The organism is Curtobacterium sp. P97 (assembly GCF_023712445.1).
Classification (GTDB): Bacteria; Actinomycetota; Actinomycetes; order Actinomycetales; family Microbacteriaceae; genus Curtobacterium.
The window spans coordinates 19368-41991 of sequence record NZ_JAMAYF010000019.1 but is presented as its reverse complement, the minus strand read 5'-3'; the positions used below and the strand labels follow the sequence as shown (position 1 = coordinate 41991).

The following is a 22624-nucleotide window of genomic DNA, read 5'->3' as shown; positions in this document are numbered from 1 at the left end:
GGGGGCTGGGGCCCCCCCCCCCTCCCGTCCGTCCCTGGTCGCGTCGACTACGCGACGGGCTCGCGCACCTGGTCGAGCGTCGGGTAGTCGGTGTAGCCCTCGGCGCTCGCACCGTAGAAGAGCTCGGGACGCGGCTCGTTGAGCGGCGCGTCCTGCTCCCAGCGCTCGGCGAGGTCCGGGTTCGCGATGGCGGCCCGGCCCACCGCGACGGCGTCGGCGAGGTCGCCGTCGAGCAGCGTGATCGCCTCGTCGCGGGTGGTCATGGAGGAGAAGCCCGAGTTCGCGATGAACGGGGCACCGGCGGTGCGGCGCACGTGCTGCACGAGCTCGCTGGCCGGCTCGGCGTGCAGGACGTCCACGAAGGCCAGCCCGAGCGGCGCGAGGCCCTCGGCGACGGCGGTGTAGGTCGCACGGACGTCGGCGTCGTCCTCCTCGAGCACGCCCTGGATGTTGTGCTGCGGCGACAGACGGATGCCCACGCGGTCGGCGCCGACGGCCTCCGCGATCGCCGTGGTGACCTCGACGGCGAAGCGCGCCCGGTTCTCGGGCGAGCCGCCGTACTCGTCGGTGCGGGTGTTCGAGACGGGGGAGAGGAACTCGTGCACGAGGTACCCGTTCGCACCGTGCACCTCGACGCCGTCGAGCCCGGCCGCGATCGCGTTGCGAGCGGCGCGGACGAAGCCCTGGACGGCCTCGCGGACCTCGTCGGTGGTGAGCTCGTGCGGCACGGGCATGTCGGCCTTCGAGCCGTCGGCCAGGTGCGTCTGCCCCGGAGCGGCGATCGCCGAGGGGCCCACGATGCGCGGGGTCTGCGAGATGTCGGTGTGCGACACGCGACCGCCGTGCATGAGCTGCATGACGATCGTGCCGCCGCGCTCGTGCACGGCGTCCGTCACGCGGCGCCACCCGGCGACCTGCTCGTCGGTCTCGATGCCGGGCTGGCCGGGGTAGGAGCGGCCCTCCTGCACGGGCCAGGTGCCCTCGGTGATGATCATGCCGAGGCCGGCGCGCTGCGCGTAGTGCTCGACGAGGAGGTCGTTGGGGATGCCCTGCTCACCGGCGCGCGTCCGGGTGAGGGGTGCCATGACGATGCGGTTGCGGAGGTGGAGTGCGCCGAGGTCGGCGGCTTCGAAGAGCTTCACGTGTCCGTTCAACCACGTGTTGCGCGGGGCAATTCCCCCGGCACGGCGGATCCTCAGCGACCGGGGCACACCAGCGTGCTCGAGCGGACCTGGCCCTCGGGGCGGATCACGGTGTGCTGCGAGAGTGGCTGGTGGCAGATCGGGCAGGGACGGTCCACGCTGCGGTCGTCGATGCCCTCGGCGCGTCCGGCGCCGATCTGCGACGGGCCCATCTTCTCGATGAGCGTGCGGTTCCAGCGGTCGTACCAGCTGCCGAAGCGACCCACGGTCCGTCCTTTCGTTCGTACACGAATCATTCTGCCACGAAGTACCCGCTCAGTCGAGTGCGTCGACGCGTCCGAGCAGCTCCGTCAGGTCGTCCTTCAGCCGCTCGAGCCGGTCGAGCGGCCAGCCGAGCCGGTCGGCCACCGCGACCGGGACGGTGCTCGCCCGCTCGCGGAGTGCTCGACCGGCCGTGGTGAGCGACACCTCGAGCTGGCGTTCGTCGGCCGCGCTGCGCTGCCGCCGGACGTAGCCGGATGCCTCGAGCCGCTTGAGCAGCGGGCTCAGTGTGGCGGAGTCGAGGCGGAGCTCCGCGGCGATCTCGCGCACCGATCGCGGGTCGTGCTCCCACAGGGCGAGCATGACGAGGTACTGCGGGTGCGTCAGGCCCAGCGGGTCGAGCAGGTCGCGGTACAGGCCGATGACGCTGCGGCTCGTGGCGGCCAGGGCGAAGCAGAGCTGCCGGTCGAGGGCGAGGGGGTCGACGTCGGGCGCGGTCATGCGTCCACGGTACTTCGTCCACGAACGGATCGGGCGCCCGGTGCTGCGGTCGTGCGCGTTCCACTGTGCCGTGCCGTGCCGTGCCCGTGCCCGTGCCCGTGGCCGTGCCCGTTCCTTCCCATGACACCCGCGATGGGAGGCGTTATCGGGCGTACCTGGTCCTTCGGGACGACCAGGTACGCCCGTTTCCACCCGGTACGCCCGTTTCCACCGGGTAAGCCCGACCCCACCGGGTACGCCCGGGTACGGACGGGGTGCCCGGTGCTGCGGTCGTGCACGGCACACGGACGGGAGGCCCGGTGCCGGTCTCGTGGACCGGCACCGGGCCTCCCGGCGGTGCAGTGGGGCTGGCGCCCCCGCGGACGCTCGACGCCTAGGCGCGGTGCGTCGGCGTGTGCCCCTCGTGCGGGTTCGCATCGGGCTCCACGTCGGCGGCGTGCGACCCGCGGTGCGCTCCGACTCCGGCCCCGGCGGTGGCACCGGCGACGGCGGGCTCGGCGCCGTGGCCGCGGTCGTCACCGGGGTGCGAGCGCTCGAGCTTGGCGCCCTCGACGTCGACGTCCGGCAGGATCCGGTCGAGCCACTTCGGGATCCACCAGGCGCTCTTCCCGAGCAGGTGCATGACCGCCGGGATGAGCAGCATCCGGACGACGAAGGCGTCGACCAGCACGCCGAACGCCAGGCCGAAGCCGATCGGCTTGATGGTCGAGGACTCCGAGAAGATGAAGCCCGCGAACACCGAGATCATGATGATCGCAGCTGCCGTCACGACCGCACGACCGGCGTGCAGACCGCGTTGCACCGCGACCTTGGCCGAGGCGCCGTGCGCGTACGCCTCGCGCATGCCGGACACCAGGAAGAGCTGGTAGTCCATCGCGAGCCCGAACAGGATGCCGATCTCGATGATGGGCAGGAAGCTCAGGATCGGCGCAGGGTCGTGCACGCCGAACACGGAGCCCAGCCAGCCGAACTGGTAGATGGCCGTCAGACCACCGAAGGACGCGAGCACGGACAGGATGAACCCGGCCGTCGCGGTGATCGGCACGAGGAACGACCGGAACACGACGATGAGGATGATCAGCGACAGGCCGACGACCACGACGAGGTAGAGCGGCAGCACGTTCGCGAGCTTCTCCGACACGTCGATGTTCGCGCTGGCGTTGCCCGCGACCCCGAGCGTCACCGTGCCGTCGTCGGTCTGCACGGTCTGCTCGCGCAGGTCCTTGACCAGGGTCTCGGTCGAGACGCTGTCCGGGCCGCCCGCGGGCTTGACCTGGAAGGCGATGATGTCGCGGTCGGACGACGCGCCGATCGGCAGGACGGCCTCGACGTCGTCGTTCTTCGCGAGCGCCTGGCCGATGGTGACCTCGGTCGCGGTGACGTCGTCCTTCGCGATCGCCTCCGGCAGGTCGGCCACGACGAGCAGCGGACCGTTCTGGCCGGCGCCGAACTCGTCCTCGAGCGCCTTGTACGCCTTGTACTGCGACGAGTCGGTGGCCTCGGAGGCACCGGTCGGCAGGCCGAGGCGCATCTGCGTGGCGGGGAGGGCGATCGTGCCGAGCACCGCGATGCCGGCGACGAGCGTGACGACCGCGCGCCAGGTCGACATCGGCTTGTTCGGCACCCGGACGGACCCGGTGTGCCCGATCTGCTGCCGCTCCTTCTTCCGGAGGATGCGCATGCCGAGCAGGGACAGCAGCGCCGGGGTGAACGACGTCGCGATGAGGATCGCGAACAGCACGGCGACGGCGCCGACGGTGCCCATCAGGCCGAGGAACGGGATCCCGGTGATGTTGAGCGCGAGCAGGGCCACGATGACGGTCGTGCCCGCGAAGACCACCGCGTTGCCGGAGGTGCCGTTGGCGAGACCGATGGACTCGTGGACGCCCATGCCGGCCTTCAGCTGCGTCCGGTGTCGGTTGAGGATGAACAGCGAGTAGTCGATGCCGACCGCCAGGCCGAGCATCACCCCCAGCACCGGCGTGACCGAGATGAACTCGACCAGGCTCGAGAACGAGAGCGACGCGAGGGTGGCGACGCCGACGCCGAGCACGGCGGACAGCAGCGGGATGGCGGCGCCGATGACCGTGCGGAGCATCAGGAAGAGCACGAGCGCGGCGATGATGACACCGACGATCTCGCCGGGGCCGAGGATCGACGGGACACCCTGCGCGATGTCGTTCGAGACGTACACCTCGACGCCGTCGATCTTCGCGCTCTCGGCCCGGTCGGAGATCTCCTGCTTGGTCTCCTGCGGCACCTCGAAGGTCGACTTCGTGAACTGCACGGTGCCGATCGAGGCAGCGCCGTTCGACGACACGAAGCGGATGTCCTTCGACAGGTCGAGCAGGTCGGACCCCTGCTCCAGCTCGCGCTCGTTGTCCTCGAGCTTCTTCGTGTTGTCGTCGATCTCCTGCTGGGCGTCGGCGATCTGCTGCTCGCCCGCGGTGATCTGCTGCTGCTGGGCGTCGATCTGCGCCTGGGCCTGCTCGAGCTGCTGCTGACCGGCCTGCGCGGCCGCACTGTTCGCGGCGGCGGCCCCGGCGGCCTGGGCCTGCGCCTCGGCCTGGGCCTTCTGCTGGTCGAGCTGCGCTTGCGCCTGCTCGATCTGCTGCTTGCCCGACTCCAGCTGGTCCTTCTGCTGGTCGAGCTGGGCCTGGCCGTCCTCGATCTGCTTGCGACCGTCCTCGATCTGCTGGCGCCCGTCGACGATCTTCTGCCGCTGCTCGTCGAGCTGGTCCTGCGTGGTGAAGCCGTCACGGACCTCCTTCACCCCGTCGAGGTCGGCGATCCCGTCCAGGAAGTCCTTGACGTCGGCCTGCTGCGTCGCGGTGAACGCCTTGCCGTCGGTCGTCTCGAAGACCAGCGTGCCGTTGCCACCGTTCGCCGACGGGAACTTGTCCGCCAGCTCGTCCTGCACCTGGCTCGTCTTGGTGTTCGGGATCGTGATGGACGAGGAGATCGTGCCCGCGAACAGGCTGTAGGTGAGCCCCGCGATGCCCATGATGACGATCCAGGCGATGATCACCAGCCAGTGGCGTCGTGCGGAGAACCGTCCGAGACGGTAGAGGAGACCGGCCATGCGGTTGCCCCGTCCTTTCGTGTCAGGTGCTGTGGTGGTGCGGGGTGCGCCGGTGGACCCCGGGGGGAGTGGTCAGGAGGCCGGCATGTAGCCGGAGCGGACGCTGTGCACGAGTCTGCTCAGCAGGGCGTCCCAGGCGGTCAGTGACGCCGGGGTGAGCTCGGGGCCGTCGTTGGTGAGCCAGTGGTCGGCGATGACGACGATCCCGCTCATGAGCGAGTCGACGAGCAGCGCGGTGTCGAGCGGGTCGGCACCCGGGTGTCGCCGGGCGACCTCGTCGCGCAGCCGGTCGGTGACCCGCGAGAACGCGGTCTGGGTGAGGACCGCGGCCTTCGGGTCCTCCTTCCCCGGTTCACCGATGATCCGGTACATCCCGGAGATCGCCGGCGCCAGGTCGGCCCCGCGTGCGGCCGACTCGAGCTCCTCGAACATCGACGCGCGGCTGCCGTCGCCGATCGGGGTCCGGGCCATGTCGGCCAGGAACCGGTCGATGATCACCGAGAGCTCCTGCTCGCAGACCGCGAGCAGGACCTCGTCGAGCGACGCGAAGTGGTTGAAGACGGTCCGTCGCGCGATGTCGGCACGCGACGCCAGGTCGTCGACGCCGAAACCGCGTCCGCCGCGTTCGTCGACCAGGTCCCGCGCTGCCTGCAGGATCGCGGCACGGTGCTTCGCCTTGAGCGCGGCACGACGGTCGGTGGTGGTCACGTGTGCCAACACTAGGTGCATCGATGCACTCGGTGCACCTTCTCCGAGCGCTCCCTCAGGTTCGTCCCCCGGGCACCGAGGGTCGCGGGTCGATCCGGGTGCGTCGGAGCAGAACACCGGTTCCGCACACCGGTTCCGGCTGCCAGACTGGGGGCTCGCGACCGCCGTACGAAGGAGTACCCATGACCGTCCGCCTGAGCCCGGAGACCCTGGACCGGATCGCCGCGAGCGGCGTCGCCGTGCCGAGCTACGACCGCGACGGGATCACCCCGGGGATCGTGCACTTCGGCGTCGGCGGCTTCCACCGTGCGCACCAGGCGATGGCGGTGGACCGGCTCCTGCAGCAGGGCGAGGCCCGCGAGTACGGCATCTGCGGTGTCGGTGTGCTCGAGCAGGACCGTCGCATGGCCGCCGCGATGGCGGAGCAGGGCGGCCTCTACACGCTCGTGCTCAAGCACCCGGACGGCACGCAGGAGTCGCGGGTCGTGGGCAGCATCGTCGAGTACCTGCTCGCGGTGGACGACCCGGACGCGGTCGTCGAGAAGATGGCGCACCCGGACACCAGGATCGTCAGCCTGACCATCACCGAGGGCGGCTACAACTTCGACCACGTCACGGGGGAGTTCGTCGCGGACGAACCGGGTGTCGCAGCGGACCTGCGCGGGGACGCCCCGCCGCGGACGGTCTTCGGCCTCGTGGTCGAGGCGCTCCGGCGTCGTCGCGACCGGGGTCTCGAGCCGTTCACGGTGATGTCGTGCGACAACATCCAGGGCAACGGGCACGTCGCTCGGCAGATGTTCACCGCCTACGCCCGCCTGCAGGACCCGGCCTTCGCGGCGTGGATGGGCGAGCACGTGTCGTTCCCGAACTCGATGGTCGACCGGATCACCCCGGTCACGACCGACGAGGACCGGGCGTGGGTCCGTGACGAGCTCGGCATCGAGGACGCCTGGCCGGTCGTCGCCGAGCCGTTCTTCCAGTGGGTGCTCGAGGACGACCACCCCGCCGGCCGCCCCCGGTACGAGGACGCCGACGTGCAGCTCGTCGACGACGTCGAGCCGTACGAACTGATGAAGCTCCGGCTCCTCAACGCCAGCCACCAGGGGCTCTGCTACTTCGGGTACCTGTCCGGGTACCGCTACGCCCACGAGGCCACGCAGGACGAGGCGATCGCCACCTTCCTCCGCCGCTACATGGCCGAGGAGGCGACCCCGACGCTCCACGCGGTCCCCGGGATCGACCTCGACGACTACACGGCGACGCTCATCGAGCGCTTCCGGAACCCCGAGGTCCGCGACACCCTCGCCCGGCTCTGCGCCGAGTCGAGCGACCGCATCCCGAAGTGGCTGCTCCCGGTGGTCCGCGAGAACCTCGCATCCGGAGGTCCCGTCGCGCTCTCGGCCGGCATCGTCGCCTCGTGGGCGCGCTACGCGGAGGGCACCGACGAGGACGGGCAGCCGATCCAGGTCGTGGACCGCCTCGCCGACCGGCTGACGGCGGCCGCGCGGCGGCAGGACGAGGACCGGCTCGCCTTCCTGCAGGACCGCCAGGTGTTCGGCGACCTGGTCGACGACGACCGGTTCGTCGCGGCGTACCGCGACGCGCTCGACGGGCTCCTGCAGGACGGCGCACACGCGACGGTCACGCGCCTGTCGCGCTCCTGACGTCGCCCGCCGGACGGGAGGCGCGTGCGGACCCCGACCACGCGTCCCGGGTCCGCCACCACCGGACGGGAGGCGCGGGGTGGCACCGCCATGTGCCTCCCGTCCGACCGTGGCCGCGTCGCTCGCACGGCGGGACGCGACGTGCAGGTGGATCGCGGGCGGGGTCGGCATGCTCGTCAGCGTGCGGACGACGAGGACGACCCTGGCCACGATCGCGGCGGTGGCCGCGCTGACGCTCGCCGGGTGCAGCGGCAGTGGTGGTGGTGGCGACCCCTCGGGCACGGCGGGCGGCGCTCCGACGGCGACCACGACGCCGGTACCGACACCGACACCGACCGCGACTGCGACCGCGGACGCGGCGACGTCCCGCGCGTTCGCCGCGCTCGAGGAGCGGGACGACGCCCGGATCGGCGTCGTCGCGATCGACACGGCGGACGGCAGCAGCGTCGGGTACCGGGCGGACGAGCGGTTCGCCTTCGCCTCGACGAACAAGGCGTTCATCGCCGCGGCGGTCCTCGACGCGTCGAGCGGCGAGGACCTCGACGAGGTCGTGCACTACGGACGGGGCGACCTGCTCGAGTACGCACCCGTCACGAGCCGGCACGTCGACGAGGGCATGACGGTCCGGGCGCTCGTCGACGCGGCGGTGCGCGAGAGTGACAACACGGCTGCGAACCTGCTCGTGGAGCGGCTCGGCGGGGTGGGCGGTGTGTCGCGGTGGCTGCGGGGGATCGGGGACGACGTGACCCGGGTGGACCGCGTCGAGCCCGACCTCAACACGGCGGTCCCGGGTGACCCGCGGGACACGACGACCCCGGCGCAGTCGGCGAGCGACCTGCGGGCGGTGCTCGTGGGCGACGCGCTGGACGCCGGGGACCGCGAGCTGCTGCGGTCGTCGATGGCGGGGACGACGACCGGCGACGGCACGATCCGGGCGGGCGTCCCCGCGGGCTGGACGGTCGCGGACAAGACCGGGACCGCCTCGTACGGGGTGCGCAACGACATCGCCGTCGTCCGGCCGCCGGGCCGGGACCCCGTCGTGCTCGTCGTGTTCACGGCGCACGAGCGGGCGGACGCGGAGCCGTCGGACGCCCTGGTGGCCGCGGCGACCCGATTGGCGGTCCAGCGGATCGGCTGAGGGACACCCCCGGGCGGTGCTCAGCGCGGGAGCGTCGTGGCCCAGCGCCCGAGCACGTCCCACACCTGGTCGCGGACCTCGGGCGCGGAGAGCACCACGTCGTGCAGGGCCCCGTGCAGGCGCCGGACGGTCACCTCGGCGCCGAGCGACAGGGCCCGGTGCGCGACCACGTCCACGTTGAGCGCGACGTCGGCGCGCGTCATCGCGTCGTCCCACCGCGGCTGCAGCATGCTCTTGTCGCTGAGCATCACGAGGGTCGGCACCGCGATGCCGAGCCCCTGCGCGACCCGTTCCTGCCCGGCGAACACCGCGGCGAGCCACCCGGGGTGCAGGGCGAAGCCCCGTTCGGGCCGCCAGCGCTGGTCGTAGGTCCACGACCCCTCGCCCGTGGCGGACACCGTCCGCGTCGCGAAGCCCGGGTCGACCGCGGGCATCGGCGCGAGCGGGTTCCGCTTCGCTCCGAGCTTGATCACCGGCGTGACGATCGCCCGGCCGAGTGCACTCGCCTGGAACTCGAGCCACGGGCTGTTCAGCACGAGGCCGTCGACGAGGTCGGGGTGCCGCGCGGCCCAGAGCGCCAGGGTCAGCCCGCCGGTGGAGTGCCCCATCGGGACGAGTCGTCGGCGCGGACCGCCGTGGTGCTCGGCGGCGATCGCGTCGAGGGCGGCACCGATGTCCTCGTCGTACACGGCCAGGTCGTCGACGAACCCGGGCGTCTGGTGTGGGCGGAGGCTCCGGCCGTACTTCCGCAGGTCGAGGGCGTGGAAGCGTGCTCCGAGCCGCTCGAGGTGCTCCGCCAGCTCCACCTGGAAGAAGTAGTCGGACCAGCCGTGCACGTACAGCACGTCCACGCCGTGCAGGGGGCCGCGGGCGTGCAGCAGCAGGTCGTTCGGTGACCGCCGGCGCCGCACCAGGGTCGCGACGACCGGTCCCTCACCGTCCTCGCCGAGCGGGAGCTCGAGGCGCTCGAAGGAGGCCCCCAGCACGTCCTCGTGCCACCGTCCGGTCCCCATCCCCCGAGCGTACCGACGAGCACACGGTCACGACGCGGTCACGGTCGGGTCACGGGACGGTGACGGCGGGAGCCCCTGCGGTAACGATCCGTACCGACTCGGTCCTTTCCCAGCGGTCGTGCCGGTTCTGCCCGGGGAACCCCGGGCAGACGTCCGAACAGCGTTGGGAGGGTCACCCGACGCCTCCGGACGACGGGGGCGGGACGACGAGGGGGACACATGACGATGCGACGTGCGACCGGGGCAGCCCTGGGCTTCGTCGGCGGCAGCGTGCTGGCGGGGTTGCTGGTCGGGGTCGGTGTGACACCGGTGCTCGCGGTGGCCGGCGTGGGGACGACCTCGGCGATCGACCTGTTCGACTCGATGCCGGAGTACATCGAGATCGGTGACCTGCCCGAGCGCAACGAGATCTGGGCGTACCAGGGCGGACAGCCCGTGCACCTGGTCGACGTGTGGGACCAGAACCGCCAGGAGCTGTCGCTCGACCAGATCAGCGACACCCTCGAGCACGCCGCGATCGACGGCGAGGACAAGCGCTTCCGCGAGACGGGCGGCGTCGACCCGACGAGCCTGGTGCGGTCGGTCGCGAGCGTCATCGCCTCCGGCGGGCAGGGCGGGTCCGGTGGCTCCACCATCACGATGCAGCTCGTGCGGAACATCAAGATCCAGCAGGCGAGCGAACTGCCGACCGCCGAGGAGCGCGAGGCCGGCTACCGCGAGGCGACGAAGAAGAGCCCGGAGCGCAAGCTCGCCGAGGTGAAGCTGGCGATCGGACTCGCGAAGGAGTACTCGAAGGACGAGATCCTCGCCGCCTACCTGAACATCGCGTACTTCGGCGACCAGACCTACGGTGTGCAGGCAGCCGCGCAGCGGTACTACGGCAAGGACGCCTCCGACCTGACCCCGGCCGAGGCCGCGTCGCTGATCGCCATCGTGCAGTGGCCCGAGCGCCGCGACCTGTCGACGCCCGAGCACCACGCCGACAACCAGGCGCGGCGGGACGTCATCCTCCGCTCGATGCACGAGCAGGGGCACCTGAGCGACGCGGACCTCGCGACGGCGCTCGCGTCCCGTCCGGCTGACTACGTCCGCCTCACGGCGCCGCAGCAGGGGTGCGAGTCGGCGGTGCGCGGCGCGGAGTTCTTCTGCGCGTACGCCGAACAGGTGGCGAAGGAGCTGCCGCAGCTCGGCGCCGACCCCGGTGCCCGCGCCGCCGCGTGGCGCACGGGCGGGTACCGGGTGCAGACCACCCTCGACCTCGACCTCAACACCCAGCAGAAGGACCTGCTCGCCCTGCACGACCCGGCGACCGAGAGCCGGCTCGCCCTCGGTGCGACGCTCGACACCGTTGAGGCGGGCACCGGTCGCGTGCTGACGATGGCGCAGAACAAGGACTTCGACCGGTCGGCCGACGCACCGGCGACGGCGACCTCGCTCAACTACGCCACCGACGAGTCGAACGGCGGCTCGAAGGGGTTCCAGGTCGGCTCGACCTACAAGATGTTCACGCTGCTGCAGTGGCTCGAGTCCGGCCGGAGCCCCGACACGGTGGTGGACGGGACGCGGAAGGCTCGCGCCACGTGGACGCAGTGCGGGCAGCGGGTCACGCTGGACACCCCGTACGACCCGAAGAACGACTCGCCGGGGCAGACCGGGCCGTACTCGGTCCGCGCGGCGACGGCCCAGTCGGTGAACGCGGCCTACGCGGACATGGCGTCGCAGCTCGATCTCTGCGACATCCGCGACACCGCCGCGCGACTGGGTGTCCACCCGGCGACGGGTGGGGAGCTGCCGGCGAACCCGGCGGCGATCCTCGGGACGACGAGCATCGCCCCGCTGACGATGGCGGCCGCCTACGCCGGCATCGCGAACGGCGGCGTGTACTGCGCCCCGGTCGTCGTCGACCAGGTCACCGGGCCGGACGGGACGGCCCTCGGTGGGCAGCCGCGGTCCTGCACGCAGGCGGTGTCGGCGTCGGTCGCGGCCGAGGCGTTCGCGGTGATGCAGGGTGCGTTCCGCGGCGGCACGGCGTCGGGTGGGCAGACCCTCGACGGGGCGACGCTGTTCGGCAAGACGGGCACGACCGACGCGGCGGACCAGATCTGGCTCGTCGGCGGGACCTCGCGGGCGGTGACCGCGTACTGGCAGGGCAACACCGACGGCGGGAAGACGAACCTGCGGTACGTGGGGAGCGGCCAGGGCGGCACCTACGCCGGGTCCCGGGCGGACGTGTGGCGGCAGGCACAGACGGCGGTGAACGCGGCGCTGCCGGTCGGCTGATCGTCCGCTGCGGAGCGACCCCGTGACGGACGGGAGGCGCGGTGCCTGCCGGCACCGCGCCTCCCGTCCGCACGTGGGTCGCTACGAGACCTTCTTGCTGTCCTCGAGCCAGCCCGCGAGCTTCGTCATGTAGTCCGCCTGCGATGCGTAGTCGAGCGCCGGGAAGGTCCAGCTGTGGACCTGGCCCGCCTCGAGCGCGGCGTTGTCGGCGAAGGTCGGCTGCTTCTCGAGGTCCGCGACCTGGTAGCCCTGCTGCGACAGCAGGAGCACGTCACCGGTGATCTGCCCCGCGTTCTCCCACGAGTAGACGCCCCAGTAGAAGCCCTTCGGCTTCGGGTTCACGAAGTCGACACCGAACGACGAGTACATCTGCAGGCTCGGCTCGTCGCTCGGGCGGGTGACGTACGCGCCGGAGCCGTCGGCGAACATCGACACGACGGAGACGTCGCTCGACTTCGCGGCCTGCTCGAGCTCGTTCTCGGCCGCGTCGAAGCGGTCCTCGGCGGCCTGGACCTTCGCCTCGGGGGCGCCGAGCGACTCGGCCAGGTCGGCGATGGTCTCGATGACGTCCTCGCCCTTGCCGCCCCACTTCACCTGGACGACGGGTGCGATCGCCTCGACCTGCTGCTGCTGCTCCTTGTCCTTGAAGCCGTAGCCGGGCTGGGTCGTGTCGAGCGTGCCCTGCTCGTCCTTCGGGTACACCGACGTGACGACGAGGTCGGGCTTCAGGGCCGCGAGTTCCTCGAGGTCGATGTCGCCGTACGCCTCGCCGAGCTGGGTGATGCCGTCGGTGTCGAGGTCGGCGAACCGCTTGTCCTTCGCCATCGTCAGCTGGCCGAAGGTGCCGACCGGGCGCAGCCCGTACTCGATGAACGAGATGGCGACGTCGTTGAGGACGACGACGCGCTTCGGGGTGCTGTCGGTCTTCACGGTCGTGCCGGTGGCGTCCTCGTACGACCAGGGACCGGAGGCGGCCGAGCCCGTGCCCGCGGTGTCGCCGGAGCCGGCTTCGTCGTTCGCACCGGAGCAGCCGGTGAGGAGGAGGGCCGAGACGGCCACGGAGGTCACGAGGGCGGCGCGCAGGGAGCCGCGGCGGGGGATCTTCACGTTAGGAGAGCCTAACCTAACTCTGAGAGACCCGCCAGCATCGGACGAGAACACGGACCCGGATCGGCGGCGGTCAGGCGCGTGGAGCCTCGTGCTCGTCCGCCTCGTGCTCGTCCGCTTCGTGCTCGTCTGCTTCGGGCACGATCATCGGCGCGCCGGTGACCGGGTCCGGCACGACGCGGGCGTGCAGCCCGAAGGCGGTCTGCAGCACGGCGGGTGTCAGGACGTCCTGCGGCGTGCCGTCGGCGACGACACCGCCGTCGTGCAGCACGACGAGCCGGTCCGAGTACCGCGCCGCGAGCGTCAGGTCGTGCAGCACCATCACGACGGTCGACCCCTGCTCGCGGTTCAGGCGCCGCACGAGCCGGAGCACGTCGAGCTGGTGCGCGAGGTCGAGGTACGTCGTCGGTTCGTCGAGCAGCAGGGTCTCCGCCTGCTGCGCCACCACGAGGGCGATCCAGGCGCGCTGCCGCTGGCCGCCGGACAGGCTCGCGACGTCGCGGTGCGCGACGTCGGTCAGCCCGGTCGCCGCGATGGCCTGCTCGGCGACGTCGGCGTCGTCGGCCGTCCACGGCTTCGCCCACGACTGGTGCGGGTTCCGTCCGCGCATCACGAGGTCGAGGACACTCGTGCCGGCGGGAGCCACCGGCGTCTGCGGCAGGATCGCGAGCCGCCGGGCGACGGCGCGGTTCGGCTCCCGGCGGATGGGGGAGCCGTCCAGCAGCACCTCGCCCGACCGTGGCTTCAGCACGCGGCCGAACGCCTTGAGGAGCGTCGACTTCCCGCACCCGTTCGCGCCGAGGAACGTCGTCACCGTCCCGCGCTCGATCCGCAGGTCCAGGTCGCGGAGGACGGGGTCGCGGTCGTAGCCGACGGACAGTCCGCGGGCCTCGAGGACGGGAGGCACGGTGCCGGTCGAGGCGCCGCCCGCGCTCCGGTCGGTGGTCGCGTCCGGTGCGCCCGCGGTCCTGCCGTCGGTCGTGGTGGCGGTCATCGGGACATCTCCTTGCGATGGCGGACGAGGAGCCAGATCAGGTACGGGGCCCCGACGACGGTGGTCACGATGCCGACGGGCACCTGCCACGGGAAGGCGGAGCGCGCGAGCAGGTCGGCGCCGAGGACGAGGACCGTCCCGAGCGCCCCCGCGAGCAGCAGTGGCGGACGGTTCGTCCCGGCCAGCCGCAGGGCCACCTGGGGGACGACGAACGCGACGAAGCCGATCGGTCCGGCGGCGGCGACGGCGGCGGCGGTGAGGACGACCGCCAGGGCGAGGACGAGCAGCCGGTGGCGCTGCACGCCGAGTCCGACGCCGGTCGCGACCTCGTCGCCGAGCTGCCCGATGCCGAGCGCGGCGCTGGTGGCGAGGGCGATCGGGACGCAGACCGCTGCGACGAGCAGGAGCGGCCAGACCGTCGTCCACGAGGTGCTCGACAGGCTGCCGACGAGCCACTGCGACGCCGCCGTGGCGACGGTGATCTTCGCGCGGACGAGCAGGTAGCTCGTCACGGCGTCGAGCGTCGCGCTCACCCCGATGCCGACGAGCACCAACCGGTAGCTCTGCACGCCGCCCCGCCAGCCGAGGCCGTACACGGCGGCCGCGGCGACGAGTGCGCCGATCGTCGCCGCCACCGGGATGCCGCCGCTCAGGACGACCGCCGACACCGAGTAGGTGCCACCGCCGAGCACGATCGCGGCGACCGCGCCGACGCTCGCTCCCGAGGTCACGCCGATGATGTCCGGCGTGCCGAGCGGGTTCCGGGTCACCGTCTGGGTCAGCGCGCCGGCCGTCCCGAGCACCAGGCCGACCAGGGCGCCGGTGAGCACGCGGGGGAGTCGGAGCGTGGTGACGATGAAGCCCTCGGGGCCGTCCTCGGCGCCGAGCAGTGCGCGGACGACGGTGCCCGGCGCGATGAACGTGCTGCCGACCGCGACGCCGAGCACCACCAGGGCCAGGGCGACGGCGAGCGAACCGACCGTCCAGCCGAGCACCCGCGGACGCCAGGCGAGTCCGACCGGGCCGATCCGGACACCACGGCGACCGGCGGGCGGACGGTCCGTGCCGGACGGTACCGCGCGCTCGGCCTCGAGCCGTCCGTCCGTGGCGGCGCTCACAGGGACACCAGCGATCGGCGACGGGCGACGGCGACGAAGACCGGACCGCCGAGCACGGCGAGCACGATGCCGACCTCGACCTCGGAGAACCCGCCGACCAGTCGGCCCACCACGTCGGCGACGAGCACGAGTGCAGCGCCGACGAGTGCCGACACGGGGAGCGTCCAGCGGTGCCCGGTCCCGACCAGGGCGCGGGCGACGTGCGGCACCGTGAGGCCGACGAAGCCGATCGGTCCGGCGGCGGCGGTGGCACCGGCCGCCAGGAGCGTGATGCCGCCGAGCCCGACGAGGCGGGCGACGAGCACGTTCTCGCCGAGGCCCTTCGCCAGCTCGGCGCCGAGCCCCAGGGCGTCGAGGGCGCGGGTGTTCCAGACCGCGAGCACGGCGCCGACGAGCAGGAACGGTGCCGCGGCCACGAGCACGTCGAGCTGCCGGGAGGCGAGCGACCCGACCACCCACAAGCGGTAGGCGTCGAGGGAGTCCTGGTCGGTCAGGACGATGAACGACGTGATCGCCCCGAGCAGGGCGGAGACGGCGGCCCCGGCCAGGGCGAGGGGCACGGGGCTCGCGGTGCCGCTGCCGGCGACGGTCACCGAGAACACGACGACGCTCGCGACGACGGCCCCGACGAGGGCGAACCAGACGGTGGCCCCGGTGCTCGTCACCCCGAAGACGTACACGCCGAGCACGACCGCGAGCCCGGCGCCGGAGGAGACGCCGAACAGCCCGGGGTCGGCGAGCGGGTTCCGGGTGTGGCCCTGCATGAGGAGCCCGGCGATGCCGAGCGCTGCGCCGACGGCGGCCCCGATCAGGGTGCGCGGGATGCGGGAACCCCAGACGACGGCCTCGGCGGTGCTCGACCCGCTGCGCGTCAGACCCGCGAGCACCTGGTCGACGCCGAGCCGGTTGCTCCCGAGGAGCATGCTCGCGACCGCGGCGACGACGAGCGCGACGACCAGGGCCACGACCACCAGCAGCCGACGACGGACGGCCCGGCGGTGCACGCCGTCGGCACGCGGCGGGGCCTCGCTCCGGGCAGCCCGGTCGGGCGTCAGGACGGTTTCGGGGGATGGCACGCAGGCCAGCTTAGGGTAGCCTTCCCTTCATGGCGAAGATCCCGCGGCTCATGCCAGAGGCACCCCGGCTCTTCCGTGCTCGGGTGCTCCGCTCCGTCCGGCACACCCCGTCGGTGCAGCGGGTCACCGTGACGGGCGACGACCTGCACGAGTTCCCGTTCCTCGGCTTCGACCACTGGTTCCGCCTGTTCGTGCCGCGCCCCGACCAGGATGCCTTCCGGATGCCCGACCTGGACGGTCGCCGCTGGTGGCCGTCGTTCCTCGCCATCCCCGAGGACGTCCGTCCCCACTGCGCGAACTACACGGTCGCGGCCTTCCGTCCCGAGGTCGGCGAGCTCGACGTCGACTTCGTCGTGCACTGCGACGCCGACGGCGAGCCCGAGGGCCGCGCGGCGATCTGGGCCTGCGGTGCCCGTCCCGGTGACGAGCTCGCGATGCTCGACCAGGGCTGCATCTTCGACTGCCCGGACGACGCCGGCGAGGTCGTCGTCGCCGCCGAGGAGACCGGCCTGCCCGCCGTCGTCGGCATCGCGGCGTCGCTGCCGCGCGACGCCGTCGGCCGCATCATCCAGGAGGTCCCGACCGCCGCCGACGTCCGCGTGCTCGACGCCCCGGTCGGTGTCACGGTGACGTGGATCGTCCGGGCGGACACCGAGCACGACGTCCCCGGACGCGCGGCGCTCGCCGAACTGCAGCGGTACGTGCCCGCCGACGACCGCGGGTACGCCTTCGTGGTCGGGGAGTCGCGGCTCGCGACCGAGGGCCGGCGACACCTGCACCGTGCCGGTCTGCCGAAGACCCGGATCACCTTCTCCGGGTTCTGGAAGCACGACGCGCGCCAGGTCGTCCCCGCCTGAACGTCCCCGCGTAGCGTGCGGGCATGAGCAGTCGACTGAGCGAACTCGTGCTGAACTGCCGCGACCCCGAGGCGTTGTCGCGCTTCTGGTGCGCGGTCCTGGACTACGTCGAACTCGGGAAGGACGACGACGGCATCGAGATCGGGCCCGTATCGGGCTTCGGCGGCGCGACCCCGACGATCATCCTCAACCGGGTCGAGCACGCGCCGACCCAGACCCTGCGGCTCCACCTCGACCTCTCGCCGGTGGATCGCGACCAGGAGGCCGAACTCGAGCGGCTGCTCGCGCTCGGTGCCCGACCCGCCGACGTCGGACAGACCGGCGAGGAGTCCTGGCACGTGCTGCAGGACCCCGAGGGGAACGAGTTCTGCCTGCTGCGGACGCGGCTCGACCCGCTCTGACCACCTCTCGCGCCGCCCGTTCCTTCCCAAGACAGGCGCGATGCAATGCGATCTCGGGCGTACCTGGTCGTTCAGGAGCACCAGGCATGCCCGCTTCGACCAGGGACGCCCGCTTCGACCAGGCACGCCCGCGTCCACCAGGGACGCCCGGTCCGACCACGCACACGACGGACGGGAGGCACGGTGCCAGCTGGCACCGTGCCTCCCGTCCGTCGACGCGGAGCGTCTAGCCCTTGAGGCCCGAGCCCGTCACGCCCTCCACGATCTGCCGCTGGAAGACCAGGTAGAGGATGATCAGCGGCAGTGCCGCGAGGATCGCGCCCGCCTGGATGTCGGCGTAGCGCTGCCCGAAGCTGCCCTGCACCGTGGCGAGCCCGACCGGGATCGTCATGAGGTCCGGGTTGGACAGGACGAACAGCGGCAGGAGCAGGTTGTTCCACACCCCGACGAAGGTCAGGATCGCGACCGCGGCGATCACCGGACGGGACAGTGGCATGATCACCGACCAGTAGATCTTCCACATGCCCGCACCGTCGATGCGCGCCGCCTCCTCGAGCTCCTTCGGGATGCCGTCGAAGAACTGCTTGAAGATGAAGACCGCGATCACGGCCGGCACCTGCGGGAAGATCACCGACCAGTACGTGTTGAGCAGGTTGACCGCGTTGAGCTCCTGGAAGATCGGGATGATCAGGACCTGCGTCGGGATCATGATGCCCAGGATGATGAGCAGGAACGCGACGTTCCGGCCGCGGAACGCCAGACGGGACAGCGCGAAGGCCGCCATCGAGGCGAACAGCACCGTCAGTGCCGTGGTGACGAGGCTCGTCACGCCGCTGGCGAGGTACCAGTTCCAGATGTCGCCGGACCGGAACAGCGACGCGTAGGAGTGCAGCGTCGGGTTCCAGTTCGACAGGATCGCGTTCGCGCCCAGGGCCGCGACCCCGTTGTCGGACAGTGACGTCTTCAGGGCGAACAGGCTCGGGATGAGCCAGATGATCGCGAACACCGTCAGGATGATCGCCGCGGCGGTGTTGAAGCCCTTGCCGGAGACGCCGATCTTCGCCGCGTTGGCGGGAGCGGCTGCCGAGACGCCGGAGCGCAGCTTCCGCGGACGCGACGTGGTGATGCTCTCGGTGGCGGTCATGTCAGGCCCCGATCTCTCGCTTGGCGGCAGCGCGCTCGACGAGCTGCCGGATGACCGCGATCGCGACGATCACGATGAACAGGAGCACCGACGCGGCGGACGCGGCGCCGAGACGGTTGTCGGTGAAGCCGACGCCGGTGATGAGCTGCAGCGAGACCTGGGTCGAGATGCCCGGGCCGCCGTTCGTCATCAGGTACACCTGGTCGAAGATCTTCAGGCTCGCGATGATCTGCAGCAGGATGACCAGCGTCGTCGTGCGGCCGAGCAGCGGCAGCGTGATCGACTTGATCTGCTGCCAGCTGGACGCACCGTCGACCGCGGCGGCCTCGTACAGCTCGCGGGGGATCTCCTGCAGGCCGGCCAGGTAGAGCACGAAGTTGAAGCCGAGGGTCCACCACACGGTGGCGATCGCGACGCCGATCATGGCCGTGTTCGGGCTCGCGAGCACACCCGCACCCGGGGTCAGGCCGATCGCCTGCTGGATCGAGGCGAAGAGTCCCGTCGCCGGGGTGAAGATGAACACCCAGATGAGCGAGATCGTCGCCGACGGCAGGATGAACGGCAGGAAGAACGCCAGGCGGAAGAACCACTGCCCGCGGTTCATCCGGTTCGTCAGCACGGCGAAGACGAAGGCCAGGATCACCAGCGGCGGCGTCGTGTAGAGCGTGAACTGCAGGGTGTGCCAGAGCGACGACCAGAAGTCGGCGCGACCGAGCATCTCGGCGTAGTTCGCGAAGCCCGCGAAGCTGCCGAGCCCGGTGCGGACGGTCGAGGTGTTGAAGAAGCTCGTGACGATCATCCAGACCGTCGGACCGAGCAGGAAGGCCAGGTAGAACAGGCCGAAGGGCGCGAGGAAGAGCCAGCCGGTGCGGCCCTGTCCCCGGTTGGTGGAGTTCACGCGGGGGCGCGTGCCACGGGTGACCGCGGCGGCGTCCGTGGGTCGGGTGAGAACTGGTGCAGCGGTCACGTCATCGTGCCTTTCGCGCGGTGTTCACGTCGGTCGTCGGGGAGGCGTGCCCGGTCACAGCGGGCTCGGGGTGTTGAGGTAGGTGGCGAGCTGGTCCTTGATGGCCGCGAGCGCCTGGGCGGGGGAGCTGCTGCCCTGCTGCACCAGTGCGAGCTGGGCGCCGACGGTGTTCTCGAAGGTCGAGCCCGATCCGCCGTACCAGGCGGGGTCGTCGAAGACGGCGGACTCGGCTGCCGAGGCGTAGTTGGACTGCGGCTTCAGGTCCTTGAACGCGGTGCTGTCGAACGTGGGCATGTACGCGGGGACGTGCCCGCCCTCGGCCCAGGTCAGGCTCTGCTCGAGCATCTGCTTGATGAAGAGCATGTGCGCCTTGCGCTGCTCGGGCGTCCGGTCCTTCCGCGGCAGGATGAACGTGTGCGAGTCGGCCTGCGTCGCCGGCTTGTCGAACAGCTGCGGGACGGGGACCATGCCGAACTTCAGCCCCTTGATGGACTGCGCGGTGCTGATCTCCCACTCGCCCTGCATGAAGAAGCCCGCCTTGCCGGTGAACATCAGCGTCTGGGCGGTGGCGTAGTCGAGCCCCTTGTTCAGCCAGCCCTCCTTCACCCACTTCTGGGTCATGTCGGTGACCTTCGTGTACGCGTCCTCGTTGACGGTGAGCTTCGCGCCCCCGTCGCTGATGAACGGCGTCGCGCCGTCGATCTGGTTGTACATCGACCAGAAGAAGCGCCACGGGGTCGCGACCTCGCTGACGTTCGCGACGTTGAGCGCGGTGCCGCCGGTGACCTTCGCGACGGCGGCCAGCGCGGCCTCGAAGTTCTCGAGCCCGTTGAGGTCCTTCAGGTTGCCGTCGGAGTCGATGAGCCCGGCCTTCTGGCACACGTCAACGTTGTAGAAGAGCACGAAGGGGTGCGTGTCGAGCGGCACGCAGATGTTCTTGCCGTCGGTCTTCTGCGCGGTCCAGGCCTTCTGGTTGAAGTCGCTGGCGCTCAGGCCGACGCTCGCCAGGTCGTCCTCGGTGATCGGGTCGAGCAGCCCGCCGTCCCAGAGCGGCTTCGCACGGGTCAGGTGGGCGATCGCGACGTCCGGCGGCTTGTTCCCGACGGTGGCCAGTGTGACCTTCGAGTAGTACGGGTTGCCCCAGGCGAACGTCGTCGCCTGCAGCGAGGACGGCCCGCCGTGCTGCTTCGCGTAGCCGGCCTCCATCGTCTGCATACGGACACCGTCGCCACCGCCGAAGAGGTTCCAGAAGACGAGGGTCTCGGGGTTCAGCGGGGCACCGGCGACGCCGGCGGCGAGCGGGCTCGAGCACGCGGCGAGGGGGAGGACCGCGGCGCCGGCGGCTGCACCGGCGAGCAGGGTCCTGCGGGTGAAGGCACCGCCGCGGGACTGCGGGGTGGGTACGGCTGGTCGGATCGGCATGGCATCACTCCATCGGGACGGGCCGAGCGGAGCGGTCGTTGCTCCGTGAGCGCTCACAGTAGCGGCAGGTCCGGGGGTGCGCCACCCCTCTCGTGAAGGTCACGACCGGGGCGCGTCCCCGCTTCCCCATCCGCCCGGAACCCGCTAGCGTTCATGGGGACGTGAGCGCTCACTTTCGTTCCGGGCCGATCACGTCGCACCACGAGCCCCCACGCTGATCAAAGGAGATCCATGCCTCGCACACACCTCGTCCTCGACGCCGCGTTCACCGTGGGGCCGGTGCGCCGTCGCCTGTTCGGTGGGTTCGTCGAGCACCTCGGGCGCCACGTCTACGACGGCATCCACGAGCCGGCACACGAGACCGCCGACGAGCACGGCTTCCGCAAGGACGTCATCGACCTCGTCAAGGAGCTGAACGTCTCCGCGATCCGCTACCCCGGTGGCAACTTCGTCTCCGGCTACAAGTGGGAGGACGGCGTCGGGCCCGTCGAGCAGCGCCCCCGTCGCCTCGACCTCGCCTGGCACTCGACCGAGACCAACGAGGTCGGCCTGCACGAGTTCCAGCACTGGCTCGACGCGGTCGACTCCGAGCTCATGCTCGCCGTGAACCTCGGCACCCGCGGCACGCAGGAGGCCATCGAGCTCCTCGAGTACGCGAACATCGACGCCGGCACCGCGCTCAGCGAGTACCGCCGCTCGAACGGCCGCCAGGAGCCCTTCGCCATCACGATGTGGTGCCTCGGCAACGAGATGGACGGCCCGTGGCAGCTCGGCCACAAGAACGCCGAGGACTACGGCAAGCTCGCCGCCATGACCGCGAAGGCCATGCGACAGATCCAGCCCGACCTCGAGCTGGTCGCCTGCGGTTCGTCCGGCGCCTCGATGCCGACGTTCGGCGAGTGGGAGCGCACGGTCCTCGAGCACACCTACGACGACGTCGACTACATCTCGGCGCACGCCTACTACGAGGAGGACGGCGACATGTCGACGTTCCTCGCCTCGGGCGTCAACATGGACCACTTCATCGACACCGTCACCACCGCGGCGGACCACGTCAAGGCGCACAAGAAGTCGGACAAGCGCATCGACATCTCGTTCGACGAGTGGAACGTCTGGTCGATCAGCAAGTGGAACGAGCAGCAGAAGACCTTCGAGCTGCAGGACTGGCCGGTCGCGCCGCGCCTGCTCGAGGACGTCTACACCGTCGCGGACGCCGTCGTCGTCGGTGGGCTCCTCATCTCGCTGCTCCGGCACGCCGACCGCGTCGCGTCGGCGAGCCTCGCGCAGCTCGTCAACGTCATCGGCCCGATCATGACCGAGCCCGGCGGCCCGGCCTGGCGCCAGACGACGTTCTTCCCGTTCTCGCTCACCTCGAAGCTCGCGAACGGCACGTCGCTGCAGGTCAAGGCCTCGGGTGACACGGTCGACGGCGGCAAGTACGGCGAGGTCCCCGTGGTCGACTCCGCCGCGACGGTCGAGGACGGCAGGGCAGCGGTCTTCCTGGTGAACCGTCACCAGACCGAGTCGACGACCGTCACGATCGACCTGGCCGGCATCGGCGCCGACGGTGACGTCCGCGCGGAGGGCATCTGGGACGACGACGTGCACGCCGTCAACGACCTCGAGGGCCGCGAGCGCGTCGGACTCCGCACGAACGAGACCGTCCGTCGCGACGGCGACACGATCACGATCGAGCTGCCCCCGGTCTCCTGGACCGCGCTGTCGATCGGCTGACCCGACCGCCGACCA

19 protein-coding genes are annotated in these 22624 nt (G+C 71.3%); 6 read left to right on the top strand and 13 right to left on the bottom strand.

The annotated features are described in order from the left end of the window. Positions 1-47 precede the first annotated feature (47 nt). The 5 genes from M3677_RS16050 to M3677_RS16030 form a co-directional block, all read right to left on the bottom strand. Entirely contained in the window at positions 48-1142 is a 1095-nt protein-coding gene (locus tag M3677_RS16050) for an alkene reductase (protein ID WP_209685658.1), read from the bottom strand. Between the two features lie 53 nt (positions 1143-1195). Continuing rightward, positions 1196-1408, bottom strand: a complete 213-nt coding sequence (locus tag M3677_RS16045) for a hypothetical protein (protein WP_251161039.1) — start codon at positions 1406-1408, stop codon at positions 1196-1198. 49 nt (positions 1409-1457) lie between these two features. Then, positions 1458-1904, bottom strand: a complete 447-nt coding sequence (locus M3677_RS16040; RefSeq protein ID WP_251161038.1) for a MarR family winged helix-turn-helix transcriptional regulator — start codon at positions 1902-1904, stop codon at positions 1458-1460. 373 nt (positions 1905-2277) lie between these two features. Beyond that, entirely contained in the window at positions 2278-4986 is a 2709-nt protein-coding gene (locus M3677_RS16035) for an MMPL family transporter (protein WP_251161037.1), read from the bottom strand. Between the two features lie 72 nt (positions 4987-5058). Continuing rightward, positions 5059-5694: a TetR/AcrR family transcriptional regulator gene (locus M3677_RS16030; RefSeq protein ID WP_158407762.1), complete on the bottom strand. Its 636-nt coding sequence runs from the start codon at positions 5692-5694 to the stop codon at positions 5059-5061. A 182-nt stretch (positions 5695-5876) separates the two neighbouring features. Here M3677_RS16030 and M3677_RS16025 point away from each other — a divergent pair, with 182 nt between their 5' ends. Continuing rightward, positions 5877-7358 carry a mannitol dehydrogenase family protein gene (locus tag M3677_RS16025; RefSeq protein ID WP_251161036.1) on the top strand — a complete coding sequence of 494 codons (1482 nt, stop codon included), beginning with the start codon at positions 5877-5879 and terminating at the stop codon, positions 7356-7358. Positions 7359-7467: 109 nt separating this feature from the next. Next, the gene (gene bla, locus M3677_RS16020) at positions 7468-8496 is read left to right on the top strand and encodes a class A beta-lactamase (RefSeq protein WP_251161035.1); all 1029 of its coding nucleotides are present in this window, start codon (positions 7468-7470) and stop codon (positions 8494-8496) included. Positions 8497-8516: 20 nt separating this feature from the next. Here bla and M3677_RS16015 read toward each other — a convergent pair whose 3' ends face one another. After that, on the bottom strand, positions 8517-9509 hold the full coding sequence (locus M3677_RS16015) for an alpha/beta hydrolase (protein ID WP_066655713.1): 993 nt from the start codon (positions 9507-9509) through the stop codon (positions 8517-8519). A gap of 219 nt (positions 9510-9728) precedes the next feature. Here M3677_RS16015 and M3677_RS16010 point away from each other — a divergent pair, with 219 nt between their 5' ends. Then, positions 9729-11789, top strand: a complete 2061-nt coding sequence (locus M3677_RS16010; protein WP_251154521.1) for a transglycosylase domain-containing protein — start codon at positions 9729-9731, stop codon at positions 11787-11789. An 81-nt stretch (positions 11790-11870) separates the two neighbouring features. On the opposite strand, the gene M3677_RS16005 is transcribed toward M3677_RS16010, so the two are convergent. From M3677_RS16005 to M3677_RS15990, 4 genes are all read right to left on the bottom strand, one after another. Then, positions 11871-12896 (bottom strand): ABC transporter substrate-binding protein, encoded by a 1026-nt coding sequence (locus M3677_RS16005; protein ID WP_251161034.1) that lies wholly within the window; start codon positions 12894-12896, stop codon positions 11871-11873. A 73-nt stretch (positions 12897-12969) separates the two neighbouring features. Continuing rightward, entirely contained in the window at positions 12970-13890 is a 921-nt protein-coding gene (locus M3677_RS16000) for an ABC transporter ATP-binding protein (RefSeq protein ID WP_251161033.1), read from the bottom strand. Beyond that, positions 13887-15008, bottom strand: coding sequence for an iron ABC transporter permease (locus M3677_RS15995; RefSeq protein WP_209685674.1), 1122 nt, complete (start codon positions 15006-15008; stop codon positions 13887-13889). The genes M3677_RS16000 and M3677_RS15995 overlap by 4 nt, the downstream gene beginning before the upstream one ends. Further along, positions 15005-16084 carry an iron ABC transporter permease gene (locus tag M3677_RS15990; protein WP_235426357.1) on the bottom strand — a complete coding sequence of 360 codons (1080 nt, stop codon included), beginning with the start codon at positions 16082-16084 and terminating at the stop codon, positions 15005-15007. Before M3677_RS15990 ends, M3677_RS15995 begins: the two co-directional genes overlap by 4 nt. A 29-nt stretch (positions 16085-16113) precedes the next feature. Between M3677_RS15990 and M3677_RS15985 the strand changes: the two genes are divergently transcribed. After that, on the top strand, positions 16114-16941 hold the full coding sequence (locus M3677_RS15985) for a siderophore-interacting protein (RefSeq protein WP_066655700.1): 828 nt from the start codon (positions 16114-16116) through the stop codon (positions 16939-16941). A gap of 23 nt (positions 16942-16964) precedes the next feature. Then, a complete protein-coding gene (locus M3677_RS15980) occupies positions 16965-17342 on the top strand; it encodes a VOC family protein (protein ID WP_251161032.1) in 378 nt (125 codons plus the stop codon). A 226-nt stretch (positions 17343-17568) separates the two neighbouring features. Here M3677_RS15980 and M3677_RS15975 read toward each other — a convergent pair whose 3' ends face one another. The 3 genes from M3677_RS15975 to M3677_RS15965 all read right to left on the bottom strand — a co-directional run bounded on the left by M3677_RS15975 (position 17569) and on the right by M3677_RS15965 (position 20875). Next, complete coding sequence (locus tag M3677_RS15975) at positions 17569-18486, bottom strand: carbohydrate ABC transporter permease (RefSeq protein WP_066655694.1); 918 nt, start codon at positions 18484-18486, stop codon at positions 17569-17571. 1 nt (position 18487) lies between these two features. After that, positions 18488-19384: a carbohydrate ABC transporter permease gene (locus M3677_RS15970; RefSeq protein WP_066655692.1), complete on the bottom strand. Its 897-nt coding sequence runs from the start codon at positions 19382-19384 to the stop codon at positions 18488-18490. Positions 19385-19507: 123 nt separating this feature from the next. Then, the gene (locus M3677_RS15965; RefSeq protein ID WP_209685680.1) at positions 19508-20875 is read right to left on the bottom strand and encodes an extracellular solute-binding protein; all 1368 of its coding nucleotides are present in this window, start codon (positions 20873-20875) and stop codon (positions 19508-19510) included. Positions 20876-21106: 231 nt separating this feature from the next. On the opposite strand from M3677_RS15965, the gene M3677_RS15960 reads away from it, so the two are divergent. Beyond that, positions 21107-22609: an alpha-N-arabinofuranosidase gene (locus tag M3677_RS15960; protein ID WP_251154527.1), complete on the top strand. Its 1503-nt coding sequence runs from the start codon at positions 21107-21109 to the stop codon at positions 22607-22609. Positions 22610-22624: the final 15 nt, after the last annotated feature.

Bases quoted from the DNA above. Each gene is read 5' to 3' on its own strand.
- M3677_RS16040 (WP_251161038.1), bottom strand. From the start codon at position 1,904: ATGACCGCGCCCGACGTCGACCCCCTCGCCCTCGACCGGCAGCTCTGC.
- M3677_RS16035 (WP_251161037.1), bottom strand. From the start codon at position 4,986: ATGGCCGGTCTCCTCTACCGTCTCGGACGGTTCTCCGCACGACGCCAC.
- M3677_RS16025 (WP_251161036.1), top strand. From the start codon at position 5,877: ATGACCGTCCGCCTGAGCCCGGAGACCCTGGACCGGATCGCCGCGAGC.
- M3677_RS16015 (WP_066655713.1), bottom strand. From the start codon at position 9,509: ATGGGGACCGGACGGTGGCACGAGGACGTGCTGGGGGCCTCCTTCGAG.
- M3677_RS16010 (WP_251154521.1), top strand. From the start codon at position 9,729: ATGACGATGCGACGTGCGACCGGGGCAGCCCTGGGCTTCGTCGGCGGC.
- M3677_RS16000 (WP_251161033.1), bottom strand. From the start codon at position 13,890: ATGACCGCCACCACGACCGACGGCAGGACCGCGGGCGCACCGGACGCG.
- M3677_RS15985 (WP_066655700.1), top strand. From the start codon at position 16,114: ATGGCGAAGATCCCGCGGCTCATGCCAGAGGCACCCCGGCTCTTCCGT.
- M3677_RS15980 (WP_251161032.1), top strand. From the start codon at position 16,965: ATGAGCAGTCGACTGAGCGAACTCGTGCTGAACTGCCGCGACCCCGAG.
- M3677_RS15975 (WP_066655694.1), bottom strand. From the start codon at position 18,486: ATGACCGCCACCGAGAGCATCACCACGTCGCGTCCGCGGAAGCTGCGC.
- M3677_RS15965 (WP_209685680.1), bottom strand. From the start codon at position 20,875: ATGCCGATCCGACCAGCCGTACCCACCCCGCAGTCCCGCGGCGGTGCC.
- M3677_RS15960 (WP_251154527.1), top strand. From the start codon at position 21,107: ATGCCTCGCACACACCTCGTCCTCGACGCCGCGTTCACCGTGGGGCCG.